The sequence below is a fragment of the Paenibacillus ferrarius genome (assembly GCF_002027705.1).
Lineage (GTDB): Bacteria > Bacillota > Bacilli > Paenibacillales > NBRC-103111 > Paenibacillus_E > Paenibacillus_E ferrarius.
The window spans coordinates 1-14,837 of record NZ_MBTG01000016.1; the positions used below are offsets into that span (position 1 = coordinate 1).

The window sequence follows — 14,837 nt, forward strand, 5'->3', positions numbered from 1 at the left end:
CAATGTCATTAAGTTAAGGCGCAGGGTTAAAATCAAAAAAAGAGCAGGTTATCTGAAAAGATAGCCCGCTCTTTTTTTGCATGAAAAAGAAAAAAAGAACTTGACAAGCAGTTGAAAGTGTGTGGCGAAGCCCCTTGAAAAACGAGGAGGTTACGCCAATGAATGAGTACGCGAATTCGCTAAAAGAAACGCTGACATCTCTCATACGAGAAATGTCAGCGCTACCCGCACCATATGTCAAAAACCCCGAAAGAGATTTTACCCGAAAGAAAAAGCTGCCCTTTGAAACGGTTATGCAACTCCTGATCTCGATGGGCGGTAACAGCATCTATAAGGAACTCTTGGAGTCGCAGGGCTATGATGTAAACACCGCAACCACTTCTGCTTTTGTTCAGCAGAGGAATAAAATCCTGCCGTCTGCTGTGGAATTCCTGTTTCACGAATTTACTCAATCGCATACGGATATCAAAGACTACCACGGGTATCGATTACTTGCGATTGACGGTTCGGATTTACATATCGCAACGGACCCTGCCAACACGGACACCTATTTTCAAAGTCAACCGAACACGAAAGGCTACAACCTTTTGCATTTGAACGCAGCCTATGACCTCTGCAACAGACTTTACGTGGATGCCATTGTTCAGCCGCGAAGATTGAGTAGCGAGGGAAGAGCACTTGCAGCTATGGTTGATCGTTCCCCCATCAAAGGTAAAATCATTGTTATTTCCGATCGAGGCTATGAAAGTTACAACAATTTCGCGCATATTGAGCGCAAAGGATGGAACTACGTCATACGGGTAAAGGATTTGGATTCCAATGGTATTCTTTCGGGCTTGCGTTTGCCCTCTAGCGGTTCGTTTGATATTGAAGTTCATCTGACACTCACAAAAAAACAAACCAAAGAGGTCAAGGCTCATCCCGAGATTTACAAGTTCATCCCTTCCAAGTCAACATTTGATTTTTTGGATTTGCATGAAAACTTGTATTACCCGATTTCCTTTCGGGTTGTTCGTTTCGTCCTGCCAAGTGGCGCCTATGAAACTGTCATCACGAATCTTTCTGCCGCAGATTTCCCACCCGATGAACTGGAGTCCATTTATAACATGCGATGGGGCATTGAAACCTCTTTCAGAGCGTTGAAATACACCGTCGGATTGACGAGTTTTCACGCAAAGAAACAAGAGTCCATCATCCAAGAGATTTTCGCAAGAATGATCATGTACAATTTCGCTGAAATGATGACCTCACACGTCGTCATTTCCCAAATGGATAAACGGCACCACTACCAAGTCAACTTCACGGTTGCCGTTCACGTTTGTAGATATTTCCTGCGTTCAAAAGATGATGAACCCCCGCCCGATGTTGAAGCGTTGATTCACAAAAACATTTTGCCGATTCGACCCATCCGCCCAGGACAGCAGAATACGCGCAAAATCCGCTATAAATCAGCTGTTAGCTTCGTCTACAGAGTAGCATAAATCGTTTAACAAGACCATTTTTTTAGCGGATATTCCATCCGTTTGTTTGCTGTGCGCTTTTTTCCTTGTTTGCATAAAAAACAAACGGCACAGGGATTTTTCCCATGCCGTTTTCGGATTCATCTTTATTCCGTATTTTGTCTTTGAACTTATCTTAATGACATTGCGCTTATGGCCATTCCTTTTCTGTCTGGATTGTAAGGGCCATCTGGAGGATGGGCTTTCCCTGACAAACTGCCCTCCTCTAGGAATGGGAACTACAGTACGCTATTCAGCGGAAATAACGGCTAAATAGGCATGAAAGGGAACTGGAGTACGCTATTTCCCCAAAAAAAGCCTGAGAACGTGGGAAAACCACGATATAGCGGATCCTAGTTCCGTTTGGATTACAATCAGGGGCATTTCGAGCGAAATAGCGGACCCTAGTTCCGTTTCGTTGGTGATGGGCGCCGCTCTATACATAAAAGAAGGATGAAAGAGCGCCGCGCTCCTTCATCCTTCTTCTCAGTTCACTTTCAGCATCCGGCCTTTGCCGTGTGGAATGACCATCGGCGTCCCGAACAGCGGATCTTTGGCAACCACGCTCTCCATATTGAACACCGATGAGATCATCGCTTCATTCACGATGTCTTCAGGATGACCTGAAGCCCATACTTTCTGCTCTTTGATGGCGACCATATGATGCGCATAACGGCATGCCAAGTTAATGTCGTGCAAAACCATGACGATGGTACGGTTCTCGTTCTGGTTGAGCTCGAACAGCAGGTCGAGGACATCAACTTGGTGGGTTAAGTCCAGATACGTTGTTGGCTCATCCAACAGGATTGTGTCTGTGCCTTGCGCCAATGTCATTGCGATCCAGGCTCTTTGCCGTTGTCCGCCGGACAGGGAATCTACCGTTCTCTCCGACAAATCCGCGATACCGGTGGATTCCAGTGCCATGCGCACCATGCGCTCATCCTCCTGCGACCACTGCTGGAGCCAGGATTGGTACGGGTATCTTCCCTGCTTAACCAGCTGCAGCACCGTTAAGCCTTCGGGAGCTATAGGACCCTGCGGCAGGATGGCTAAACGCTTCGCGATCTCCTTCGTGGAGAGCTTGGCGATTTCGTGGCTATCCAGCAAGATGGAACCCTCTTTGGGCTTCAACAGACGAGCCAAAGAGCGAAGCAAGGTGGACTTGCCGCAGCCGTTGCTGCCCACGAAAACGGTCACTTTTCCTTTTGGGATCGTCAGATTCAGTTCATTAAATATTAAGGTATCTCCATAGGTAAGACGAAGATCTTTGGCTTCCATGGCAATCATGGTACCCTCTCCCCTTTATGTTCAAATTAGTGATGGCGATGGCGATAAAGCAAGTACACAAAGAAGGGGGCACCGACGGCAGCCGTAAACACGCCTGCCGGAATATCCAATGGTGTAAAGGCCGTACGACCAATCCAATCGGCAAGAAGTAGAATTAAGGAGCCTAACAGCGCCGAGACAGGTAGCACTCCGCCGAAAGCAGGGCCTACCAGCTTGCGGGCAATATGCGGAGCCATCAGTCCGATGAAGGCGATCGCTCCGCCAATCGAAACCGCGGCGCCGGCTAGCGCAACGGAGATAAGAAGCAGAATGAGGCGATGCCTTTGTACACGGCTGCCAACTCCGGCCGCCATATCATCGCCAAGCTCTTGAACATTCACATGCCGTGTGTACAAAAAGGCAAGCGGCATTAAAATCAGCGTCCAAGGAAGCAGCGGAACAACATCTTTGGCCCAGGATGTGCCGTAGATGCTGCCTGACATGAACGTCAAGGACTTCTGCGCGAGAATGTACGGCGCCGAAATGAGCAGCATATAGGTCAAAGCGGTGAACGCCGCGGTCATCCCAATCCCGATTAAGACGAGACGAAGCGGCGCTACGCCTCTTTTCCACGCCATCGCATAGATCAGCAGCGTCGAGACGAAAGCTCCTAGAATCGCGCCGATCGGCAGGAGGTGAATGCTCACTGTCCCTGCGAAGAAATAAAAGAAAGATACGGCGCCGAGTGTCGCGCCGCCAGTGATGCCCACGATATCCGGAGAAGCCAGCGGATTGCGGATCATCCCTTGCAGAATCGCTCCCGAAACGGCAAGCGACGAACCGACGAGAATCGCAACGACGATGCGCGGCAGCCGCAATTTATTAATAACGACCGTATGGGAGCTGTCATTGCCAATATGGAGCAGCACTTTCAGTACGTCCAGCGGCGGAATTTTGAGACTTCCGCTGCTTAGGCTGATCACCGCGACAACAAGCAGGAGCACGGTAAGCAGGAGCGTCACCCAAACGACTTTCCGGCTGATTAAGTAAGAGAAGCTTCTGTTTCTGACCGAGAAAAACTTGCTCATTTGGTTTCGCCTCCTTTTCGCGCGATATAAACGAAGAAAGGCACACCGATAATTGCCGTCATGACCCCAACAGGCACTTCCTTCGGCATAGCAATAAAGCGGGCGCCAATATCCGCAAGAAGCAGGAGCAATGCGCCCAGAACCGCACTATAGGGAACAATCCAGCGATAATCCGTTCCAACCAGATATCGTGAAATATGCGGAATAATGATCCCGATGAAAGCGATGGGCCCGGCCACGGCCACGGAGCCTCCTGCAAGAATGATAATGATGACAGCCGCGACGCACTTAATATACGCCGTATTTTGCCCAAGACCGGTGGCTACATCTTCTCCCATGCTCAGTACGTTGATATGCCGAGACATGACAACAGCAAGAAGCAGAGCGCCAATCATATAAGGATATACGGCATTCAGCATGCTGAGCTCTCGTCCAGCTACAGATCCAACTAACCAGAATAACGTCTGTTCAAAAACTTTGCCGTTCGTTAATTGAATGCCCTGCGTCAAGGAGGAGAAGAAGGCGGTCATTGCTGATCCGGCCAGTGTAATTTTGATTGGCGTCATCCCATCTTTCCCCAGAGAGCCGATGCCATAAACCGCACCTGCACTAACAGCAGCTCCAAGGAAAGCGATCCACGTCAATCCAATGAGGGAGACATCCCCAAACCAAGAAATTGTACATACGATGAAAAAAGCGGCCCCGGCATTTACCCCAAATATACTTGGAGAAGCCAGCGGATTCCGCGTCACAGCCTGCATATAAGCCCCTGCCACAGCAAGAGCTGAACCTACGGTTGCAGCGATCAGAGCGCGAGGCACGCGGGCACTTTTTATAATAAGATGCTCGTTCGATCCATTAAAAGATGTGTAAGCTTCCAAGACACTCCTGAGTGGAATTTTGGTAACGCCAAAAATAACACTGCAAGCCATTGCGATTAAAACCAGTATGAAAAAGACCACTAAGCCTATCCATTTGAACTGTTTGGTAAAAATGCCAGTTGTCATCCAAATCTACTCCGCCCACTATGTATAGTTACTTTGACAAGTTGATTTTATTATTGTAGGAGACCTCCTGAATGATGTCAATGATTATGAATATCATTTTCAATAAAACTTGACACCTCGTCAATAAAAGTATTATATTTATTCACGTGAATGATAATCATTATCAACATAAATGTTTTAGGGGGATATTATACATCATGTTTACGAGCAAAAAGAAAACCCGTTTCGCGAAATTAATTACGGCAGCACTTGCGGTTTCTCTACTTCTTGTTGGCTGTGGTCAGAAAGCTGTCGAAGACAACAAAGATGCCAAATCGGCAACGCCAGCCGTCGAGGAAACACGCACCATTAAACACGCAATGGGTGAAACACAAATCAAAGGAACTCCAAAACGCGTGGTGATCCTGACCAATGAAGGAACAGAAGCTTTGCTTGCTCTTGGCATTAAGCCTGTCGGCGCAGTAAAGTCCTTCACAGGAAACCCATGGTATGATCATATTAAAGCCGATATGGAAGGCGTAACGGTGCTCGGTGAAGAGTCACAACCGAACGTGGAGCTCATCGCCGGACTTAAACCAGACCTTATTATCGGTAACAAGCTGCGTCAGGAAAAAATTTATGACCAGTTGAAAGCTATCGCGCCAACCGTTTTCTCTGAAACCCTGCGTGGCGAATGGAAAGCGAACTTCTCTCTGTATGCGGATGCTTTGAATAAAAAAACAGAAGGCGTCAAAATCATTGCTGATTTCGACAAGAAAATCGAAGATTTCAAACAAAAAGCAGGTCCTAAGCTTCAAGAGAAAGTGTCCGTTGTCCGTTTCATGGGCGGCAGAACACGTATCTACCTAGCTGATACTTTCACTGGCATCATTTTCAAACAAATCGGAATTGCACGCCCGGCAACCAACTATAAAGATACTTTCGTAGAAGAAATCACCAAAGAGCGCATCCCTGAAGTTGATGCTGACATGATGCTTTACTTCACGTATGAAATCGGAGATGGCAAAGGAAACAAACAAGCGGAAGACTTCATGAAAGATCCGCTATGGCAGAACCTCAGCGTTGTGAAGAAAGGCAAAGCTATTCAAGTTAGCGATGCGATCTTCAATACCGCAGGCGGCGTACGCGCAGCTAATTTAATGGTAGATGAGCTTTACAAAATCTATGGTCTTCAAAAGTAATTGACAATAGGAAGCAGCCCTCACGTAGTAATTCTACATGAGGGCTGCTTTTTTCTGTGGTAAGAGTGTTGTGCGAGTTGGCGATAAACCTGCGATTATGCATCTTTTTATCTTAAAATGCGCTTAATCTCCTGTATTCCTGCAAAAGTACAGGTATTTTGACCTCATTTTAAATAAAGGGAGAAAATCTCTTGAAATTCCTGCATAATCGCAGGTATTTCATCATTTCCAACGATTTCGCCGAGGAAAACCTGCACTTTCGCAGGTTTTCGGCTATTTTCAACACCTATTGAGGCAGTCCCCCTCCTTTTCGCTCCCCTCATCGTCCTCAGTTAGGCGCAACCTCTTCTGCCCATTGGCTGGTCCAATAGGTTGCAGGCACGCTGCCTGTTTGTACATATCCCGTTAGTCCCTCGGTGTGCATATACTGGCCATTGGCCCGATTCTTGTATCGCTTGTAACCGGAGACAACCTCCTCTGTCCAGTTGCTTGTGGTATCCGTCTCGGCTGCGTTGCTGTACTCCACATTCCCTGACGCTCCTGCAATCATGTAATTTCCGGTCCAACGGTTTTTGAAACGAATATAGCCGTCTGCCGTCATCTCTTTGGTCCACTGTGAGCTCCAGTAGGTTGCCGGGACTGTGCCATATTGCACTTTGCCTGCTTGCTGCTCGATATGCATATATTCGCCGGTTTGGTGGTTCTTGAACCGATAGTAGGGCTCTGGGTAGCCTCCGTCCTTTTTCCACACTCTTACATAATCGACATTCCACTGTTTGGGAAAAGTAGCATTGTGAACGCCAGAACCTGCGTCCGTATACAGGTTCAAATTGGCCCCCGGCGGCTGCGGTAAGGCCGAAAAACAGCCCTATCATCCCCGACTTAGACTGCGCAACGCTGGTACTAATGCGCAAAAAAGCTACCCTCACTCCAAAGCAGAGTAGGTAGCTCCATTTTCAAACTATTCAACTGCCTATCCAGTACTCTTTCCTGGTTTATCCCCGATCAGTCCCAACAAAAACATTTGTGAAAAAGCAAAGCCGCCGTACGTTTTGGTTACAATCGAAGGTATGGTCAGATCATTCTCCAGATAGATGGATAAAATGAGCTGCGTGAACTCCTTCTGGTTCGTTAAGGAGTATTCCTGCAATTGCTTCGCAAAGTCTTTGCTGACTTGCCCTCTTCCCCCAAGTGATTGCTGCAGCTCATACCCAGCCAGATAGAGAGCAGCAGCTACCGCTTCATCCGTCTTCCGATGTTCAGTCACATAGTTTGAAATCCAATCGCGTACAAGGGACGATGTATCTTTATTGTTTTCTTTGGCGGCAGCTTGAAAGCTCTCTTTCAATTCTGTTGATAAACGAATGTGTAAATTCGTATCCATTTCGCTCATACCTCCAATAAAGGATAAGCGTAGTGTACTATTCCAGTAAACACAATGTCAACACAACGTGGATACATATAAAATACAGCCTGTGCGCGATAGCCGCCCTTGCTCTTATCCGCCGCTTTTTGAAACACGAAGCTGGATGTTTCGGACCAGTACCCGGCAAGCTAATTTGCCAAACATTACTCAGACTCACTTCGCTCCAGCTCCTGCTTTCCCAGCCAATGCTTCAGCTTCACAACTTCCGTACCTGCAAGCATCATGATTCCGACGCCATGATTGTCATTGGTGACGGTGAGCAGATCCTTTTTATAATAATCGGCTGTAAAGGCATAACGCGATCCGCTGCAAACACCGTGAACATTACCTTGGCTGTCTATGGCCAATCGAGTCAAAGCTCGCCATGCTTTCAAAGCTGCGCCGACAAAGTGCTGAGGCTCTTGGAACCAACCAAAGCGCACACCACGCGCAAAGCTATACGTAAACATCGCCGTGCAAGAGGCTTCTTCATACGCCTCAGGATCATTCAGCACTTGATGCCAAAGCCCGCTGTCTGCTTGCAGCTCCACGTATCCTTCACATAGCTCATTGAAAAATTCAACAAGCGCAGCTCGATTCAGATGCTCGGATGGCAGCACCTCCAACACTTCCGTCAGGGAGAAAAGCGTCCAGCCATTTCCGCGTCCCCAAGGAATTCCCGTCGGCTTTTGGTATTTGAAATCAAACACATGTGACATAATCTGTTGATCGGGCATGTACAAATACTTGCGGAATAAAAGAAACTGCTTGGCTGCCTCATCCAGCGCCTCGCTGCTGCCCGTGATCCCGGCATAGCGGCACAGAAACGGTGTGCTCATGTACAAGTCATCCGCCCACATCGTATTCTCGGAATATTCGTCCTTGCATATCCGGTAAAAGGCGCCATCTTCCTTCCGTTCCAGTCGATGCAGGATGAAATCCGCGATACGCTCCGCTATCGGCAAGAAGCCTGCATCCTGCTCTTCTTTGAAGGCTTCCAGCATCGCGGAGCCAAAAGACCCGCAGTTGTCCAGCATTTTCATCATCACCAATTGCTGATTCACTGCCGGGAAACCGTACTGCTCCCGGTCCCACAGGGAGTACTCGAACATCTTGGTGCAGCTTCGGACATGATCCAGCGCATACGCGATCATATCCTGCCGCTCCAGCAAGCGACCCGCTTGCAGCAGTCCGTAGATCGTTACCCCCAGCGGATAATCCCAACGCGCGTAATTCGTAACGTTGCCAACCGTCCATTTATTGCTCAGCATCGCATTCTCATAGTAGGGACGCAGCCAAGCATCGGGCCGATCCAGCCGCCAATACGTTTTGGCGCGGGCGTATGCATCTGTCGCATACAATTGATCCGTACGAGTCAATTCCGCAACGTTTAACTCCACATCTCCATCTAGTAGCCCTACATAAAACCACGCTTCACTTGAACCATGAACCTTTCGCGGAGGGAGCAGAGCAAGTCTTTCCCCCGCAGCACTTGCACGCAAGGTGCAGCCCCACGAAGCAGCCCCGCTTCTGCTGCGGATAATAAGATCGTGCAGCCCCGAGGACAGCTGCACGTCTACTCGAAAGCTGCCCTCGTCGATCAACTCCACGACTCGCGTCCCATCCACCCAAACGGTCAGCGGACCCGTCGAGCTGCCTTCCAAGGCACAAAGCTCGCTCCTATAGCTGGTTTGGTCCAGCTTCGTCCAGCCGTAGAACTGTTTGCCAGACTGCACGCCGAATAAGCGCTCGCCAATCGGCATCGCAAGCTCGCTCTCGCTCCAATCGCACCTCGGGAGCCAGCGCAGATCGCCCTCCTGCTCAGATCCCAACGCATCCGGCAGCGAAGTGTTCTCGAACACATCCCGATCCACCGGAGCTGAATATACCCAACCGGCTTGCCCTTGTCGTTCAGCGAATGGCGTCAATACATGGAGAATCCGCACCTTGGCTTCGTCAGACCCAAACAGACAGCCGAAACCGGCAGCGGTATGCTTAGCTTTGATGAAGAGACGATTCCAGCCCTTCACGAAATTGAGATTCAATTTCACGCACGCATCCGGCTTGATTTCATCAATGACATTCGAGCGATACGCCAGCTCGTCATTAAAATATAACTGAATCGGACCCAAACATTGCAGCAGCACATCCAGGTTCCGTTCCCCGTCACTCCAAACCAGCCCATAAGCGTAAGCATACTGGCCCGGCTTAGCTTCAGGCCATCTGCTGCTAAGGTTCAGGTCGTACAACCCTTGCGCATTTTGCAAAATGCCGGAACGATAGAAAGCACGAAAAACAAAAGGAATCGGAGGATTCGCTCCTATATAACGATCAGCGAGCACTTTCAATGTGCGGCTATCGTCCTCTCCCAGACGGGAGTGTATACTTTCCATTTCATTAAAATATGTCGTCATCTCGGGCCTCATCTCCTAAAGCAAACGGATCTTACATGTATAATCGAATGGCGTTACCAAATTTACATGGACATATTGGCAGCCTGCTGGATGCTGATCTTCACGCAGAACAGGCAGTAAGTGCTCATAGGCACCTGAGGATATCTCAATGGCTTCGCCTTCAACTTCGTACTTCATTGCGCCGCTTTTCAGGAAGTACTTCCCTTCTCCGGCATTCTCCAATCCCATACCGCTAACTTGACCTTCGTCTCCCAGTATAAAAGTTAGCTGCGTAAAGACATCTTCACGCGCATCCGAGTGAATGCGAATCTGCCACTCGGATTCACCAGCTGCAATTTCCGCCTGAATTTCATGGGTTTGCAAATGCGTCATTGGCCGATGCTGATGCGGCAGCAGGTACCAAGGGCTGCCTCCTGCTTGATTCCGTGTATCAGGCAAATGCTCACGCGGAATAGGCCCGTTATACCCTTTTTCCATGATGGTGCTCAGCTTGTAGCTGCCTGCTTCGGCGGTCAAACGATCAAACTTGATGATGCCTGGCGAAAAAGAGGTGGACAGCTTGATGCCCAGCAGTCGAACTTTCCCGTGACGAAGTGAGAAAAAGGATGGTGCCAAAGGCATCATCGTCACGCTAAGATCGTGGTCGCGAATGCGCACGATGGGGGCACCGAATGCGACATGCATGCTGCTGTGCTGAATCTTCATATGATGGCCAACACGTTCCATGCGCTGCAAATGCTCATCAATCGGGTGCTTCTCGTTAATCATCAGCGTATATTGCTCCGGCAGCTCAGCGCGTCCTAAATCATGAATCGCTGTTTCTGGATACAGCAGCAAACCAAGCAGTGCGTTGTTATTTACACCTTCTGCTTTGCGAATAAATGTCCCCGCATAATCGGACATCGCCGCAAACAACGGATTGCGGTCATGCGCAGCCATCAGCCGATAAATCAAGAAATAGGTCGCCATATCATAGGTCTGCCCGAAATCTTGGCGTCCCGAATAGTCCGTAACGACTTCACCTGAGGGATGGACTAAATACATCATCATGTTCAAATTGCGGCGCACGCCCTCCAAGAGCTCAGGACGGTTAAATAACCGAGCTGTATGGTAGAGCGCAATATCGCTGACCGCATTGTAGATGCCATTGCTCCGTTCGGTCCACTCGCCATCTTCCGTAATATCCATGCCCTCTGCCAACCATTCATTAGCTCTAGCTGCCAGCTGAGGCATTGGAAAAATTTCGTACAGCAGGGCGAGAGCTGCTGTTATTACCCAACGATGGTTAGGCGTATGGCAGCCACCGGTCAGCATAGCTGGAATTGTTCGTTCCAGGAAAAGCTTTAACTTGGCCTGAGCAGGTTCCACTGCTGCCCAATTCTGCTGCTCCAGCAGTTGATACATCTGCGTCACGCCGCCAACGACGAAACCTGTATCCGGCGGCGAATTATAGTTCGTGGAGCCAAGCGACACAGTACCATCTGGATGCTGGCGATTAAGCATAAACTGTGCAGCCTTGTCCAATGCCGCCAGCAGCGTTTCGTCGTGATAATAGCGTGAATCCTCGTTCACTAAAGCCGAAACCCAACATGCCATGGTGCTTGGAGAGCTCATATGACTAGCGCGGGCAATCCCTGTTTCATCCCTAATGCCGCCGTAATATTTAGAACTGGGATCAAGGATTTGAAGCGGCAGCGTAGACGTGGTGTAATCGTCGTTGATCTTGACTAAATGATGATAAATAGCATCCATGCGGGTCACCTTTTATCCTTTCCGCGCTGAAATTTTGGTTGTGATCAATTGATGACTTTCGTCAATTTCTGCTGGCTGGCATACAGCCTTTAATTCATATACTTTCACCTTGGCGAAGTTGATCGCTTCCAGAAAATGATCGAAGTACTCCAAATCCTTGCTGTGCACATACGGGCACCAATGATCGGACAATTCCAGCGTTTCATGGATATGAACACCATAGATATATGGTTTGACCTCTTCCAGCTCTTTCAAATTGTCATACAAGCCCATGCGATCCATCATCATGGCATGCCCGATATCGTACCACAGGCGTACAGGTCCGCCTTTCAAATTCTCACAGATCGTCTTGGCCTCCATAAGCGACGGCATCTGATAACAGCGGGATCTTGTTTCAATGCCAAGCGCGATATCCCAGCCTTTTTGCGCAGCATGCTCGCTGACGATTTCCAGACTTTCTTGTATCCGTTTCGTGTATAAGGGACTTAAGCGCTCGCGACGCTCCAGCATCTCTTGCCACAACTGTTGGTACGCTGCTGAATCCTTGCCCTGTTCACGGTAGAGCTTCTTTAAATCTGAATCGATATTGTAGTCAAAAGGCACCTCGCCTGGGTGAACAACCACCGCTTTGGCCCCGTACCGATTGGCGTACTCCATCGAACGAATCAACAGCTCCACAGAGCGTTTACGCTTCTCTTCATCATCGAAACCCAGCATGACAGAGTCCGTATCATAGTCCTTATCATCAATAAAAGGAAATACATTATGCACGCTGGATACGCCGATTTCACCGTTTTCGATCATAGGCTCAATCGTTCGCATCATGGCTTCGGTCACATTATAATTCAGTTCCACGTTGCGAAAGCCGAGTTCCTTGATCTCTTCGATCATCTCTCTGCCAACCGTGTGCCTTTTAATATTCCAACAAGTTGAAAATGAATAGCTGCCTTTATCTATCATGGTTCATCCTCCTTAAGTTTCATCCAACGTCCGAAAACAGAAAAAACCAGACAGCCCATGCCAACCTGCAGGGGATGAACTGGCCTTTTCGCAAGAGATCGTTACTCTGAAAGGTCACTCAGCCGATAGGCCGCACCGGATCGGGCCGACAAATTGGAAGCTTCCATTAAACGGGTTAAATCACGTGCCAGCTCGATATTCTCTACACCCTTCGTCCCATCCTGAATATGAGATACCCATTGCTCGAAAGCAGAAGCTATCGGAGCTGCCGAATCCGCCACTTCCTGCCATCCGCTTGTTCCACCAAGCTTTGCACTGCGAGCAAACAATTTGTTATCGCTTCTGTCGTACATGATGCTGCCTTCGGTGCCCTGCACCTCGATGTTGAACTGTGAATAACTGTTCACGAACCCAGCTTCAACGATTCCCAAAGCTCCACTGGCATAATGCAAAATCGTTACAGCGCTATCCTCCACCTCGCGCCCTGTGATATAGCCATATCCAGCGCTTACGCTTTCGGGTAGTCCCAGAAACAACCTCGTTAAGTACATCGGGTGGCAGCCGAGATCGATCATCGCGCCGCCTCCGCTCTCTTGCAGCTCGAAAAAGTGAGCAGGCAGCGAGCCCCTCGGATTCGCTTCTGTCGGCAGCGCTCCGTTATGGGCAAGACGTATGCGGACTGTCGTCACTACACCCAGCGCTCCTTCATGAATGAGGCGTTGGGCAGCCTGTGCAAAACCCGTGTAAAGACGCGGTAGCGAAACCATAAGCTTAATCCCGGCTGCTTCTACAGCTGCCAGAATTTCGTTGCACTCTTTCGTTGTAACCGCAACGACCTTCTCTGTGAAAATATGCTTGCCTGCCTCCGCTGCGGCGATCATCACCTCACGATGCTGCGTAGTTGGCGTAACGACAATGACAGCGTCTAGATTCGGATTTGCCAAAAGGGCAGATAAATCTTCATAGAACGGAACCCCGAGTTCTTCTGCCTTCTGGCGTCCTCTTTCCGGGCTTTCATCCCATACAGCGATAATTTCCGTATCAGGGTGCTCAGCGGCCATACGCGCATAATCCTTGGCATGAACATGCCAATAGCTTAAGATGGCGACTTTTATCATGTGCGGACTGCCTCTTCCCTCTGTTTAGTCAAAATAGACCGCTTTCCCCGTCCGGTTCGATTCATAAATCGCTTCCAGAATCTCCGACACGACACATGATTGTTCCGGTGTTACAACAGGCTCTCTATCATGAATGACGGCTTCGATCCATAGACGGATCTCCTTATCCTGCATGCTTTCCTTTTTGCCTTCGTAAAAGTCTGCGCCCTTCGCTTCGAATTGCAGTTGATTCATATACAACCGGCTATGATTTTCACCGTTGATGCGCAAGCCATCCTGCATATCTGCGCCGCCTTCCGTACCGCAAAGCGTGCATTTCGCTTCTTTCGTATCGAGCGTATTTAATGCCCAGCTCGCTTCCACCATAATGGTAGCGCCATTTTTCATGACAATCATGGCAAATGCTGAATCTTCTACCTTGAATTCCTTCGGGTCCCACGGCCCCCAGGAATTGGCGGCATTTTCTTTGCGGGAAAGCTTATGATAAGCAGTGCCAAGCACTACCTTAGGTTCATAGTTATTCATCATCCACAGCGTCAAATCGAGGGCATGTGTGCCAATATCAATCAGCGGGCCTCCGCCTTGCTTCTCTTCATCCAGAAAAACACCCCATGTAGGTACGCCACGTCTGCGAACCGCATGTGCTTTGGCGAAATAAATCTCGCCCAGATCGCCATCTGCAATAATTTGCTTCAAATATTGACTGTCAGCGCGAAAGCGATTGTTGTAGCCAATCGTCAATTTGTTCCCCGTACGCTTAGCGGCTTCCACCATGCGGCGAGCGTCCGCAGCTGTCTTCGCCATCGGTTTCTCACACATGACATGCTTGCCCGCTTCCAAGGCGGCGATCGAAATTTCTGCATGTGAATCATTGGGCGTGCAAATATGTACGACTGCAATGGAAGAATCGGCCAGCAGCTCCGAGTAGCTGCCGTATACCTTTGCATTAGGCGCGCCGTACTTGGCAGCCGCTTCCTGAGCTCGTTCGAGTGAGATATCATAAAATCCGACAATCGCCACTTGCTCTATTTTATGCAAACTGGGCAAATGTTTCCCTAAGGCAATACCGCCACAGCCAATAATGGCTACGTTTAGCTTACTCATTCCCGTTTCCTCCCAAGATGAAATGACCTGTGACAACGATGCA

Annotated in this window: 12 protein-coding genes; 2 read left to right on the plus strand and 10 right to left on the minus strand. The window is 49.0% G+C overall.

Going from position 1 to position 14,837, the window contains the following annotated elements:
* Nucleotides 1–158 precede the first annotated feature (158 nt).
* Complete coding sequence (locus BC351_RS18400; protein WP_079412048.1) at nt 159–1,481, plus strand: IS4 family transposase; 1,323 nt, start codon at nt 159–161, stop codon at nt 1,479–1,481.
* Between the two features lie 504 nt (nt 1,482–1,985).
* Here BC351_RS18400 and BC351_RS18405 read toward each other — a convergent pair.
* From BC351_RS18405 to BC351_RS18415, 3 genes are read right to left on the minus strand one after another with little or no spacing between them, the layout of a single operon-like run.
* Nucleotides 1,986–2,786 (minus strand): ABC transporter ATP-binding protein, encoded by an 801-nt coding sequence (locus BC351_RS18405; RefSeq protein ID WP_079414206.1) that lies wholly within the window; start codon nt 2,784–2,786, stop codon nt 1,986–1,988.
* Nucleotides 2,787–2,812: 26 nt separating this feature from the next.
* A complete protein-coding gene (locus tag BC351_RS18410; RefSeq protein ID WP_079414207.1) occupies nt 2,813–3,853 on the minus strand; it encodes a FecCD family ABC transporter permease in 1,041 nt (346 codons plus the stop codon).
* A complete protein-coding gene (locus BC351_RS18415) occupies nt 3,850–4,860 on the minus strand; it encodes a FecCD family ABC transporter permease (RefSeq protein WP_079414208.1) in 1,011 nt (336 codons plus the stop codon). The genes BC351_RS18410 and BC351_RS18415 overlap by 4 nt, the downstream gene beginning before the upstream one ends.
* 197 nt (nt 4,861–5,057) lie before the next feature.
* Here BC351_RS18415 and BC351_RS18420 point away from each other — a divergent pair, with 197 nt between their 5' ends.
* Nucleotides 5,058–6,041, plus strand: a complete 984-nt coding sequence (locus BC351_RS18420; protein ID WP_079414209.1) for an ABC transporter substrate-binding protein — start codon at nt 5,058–5,060, stop codon at nt 6,039–6,041.
* A gap of 328 nt (nt 6,042–6,369) precedes the next feature.
* Here BC351_RS18420 and BC351_RS18425 read toward each other — a convergent pair whose 3' ends face one another.
* From BC351_RS18425 to BC351_RS18455, 7 genes are all read right to left on the minus strand, one after another.
* Nucleotides 6,370–6,870 carry an RICIN domain-containing protein gene (locus tag BC351_RS18425; protein ID WP_079414210.1) on the minus strand — a complete coding sequence of 167 codons (501 nt, stop codon included), beginning with the start codon at nt 6,868–6,870 and terminating at the stop codon, nt 6,370–6,372.
* 144 nt (nt 6,871–7,014) lie between these two features.
* Entirely contained in the window at nt 7,015–7,425 is a 411-nt protein-coding gene (locus BC351_RS18430; protein ID WP_079414211.1) for a hypothetical protein, read from the minus strand.
* A gap of 185 nt (nt 7,426–7,610) precedes the next feature.
* On the minus strand, nt 7,611–9,860 hold the full coding sequence (locus BC351_RS18435) for a glycoside hydrolase family 88/105 protein (RefSeq protein WP_079414212.1): 2,250 nt from the start codon (nt 9,858–9,860) through the stop codon (nt 7,611–7,613).
* Nucleotides 9,861–9,875: 15 nt separating this feature from the next.
* Nucleotides 9,876–11,612, minus strand: a complete 1,737-nt coding sequence (locus BC351_RS18440) for a hypothetical protein (RefSeq protein ID WP_079414213.1) — start codon at nt 11,610–11,612, stop codon at nt 9,876–9,878.
* Between the two features lie 12 nt (nt 11,613–11,624).
* Nucleotides 11,625–12,572 carry a sugar phosphate isomerase/epimerase family protein gene (locus tag BC351_RS18445; RefSeq protein WP_079414214.1) on the minus strand — a complete coding sequence of 316 codons (948 nt, stop codon included), beginning with the start codon at nt 12,570–12,572 and terminating at the stop codon, nt 11,625–11,627.
* 101 nt (nt 12,573–12,673) lie between these two features.
* The gene (locus BC351_RS18450) at nt 12,674–13,690 is read right to left on the minus strand and encodes a Gfo/Idh/MocA family protein (RefSeq protein WP_079414215.1); all 1,017 of its coding nucleotides are present in this window, start codon (nt 13,688–13,690) and stop codon (nt 12,674–12,676) included.
* A 24-nt stretch (nt 13,691–13,714) separates the two neighbouring features.
* Complete coding sequence (locus tag BC351_RS18455; protein ID WP_079414216.1) at nt 13,715–14,794, minus strand: Gfo/Idh/MocA family protein; 1,080 nt, start codon at nt 14,792–14,794, stop codon at nt 13,715–13,717.
* Between the last annotated feature and the right edge of the window lie 43 nt (nt 14,795–14,837).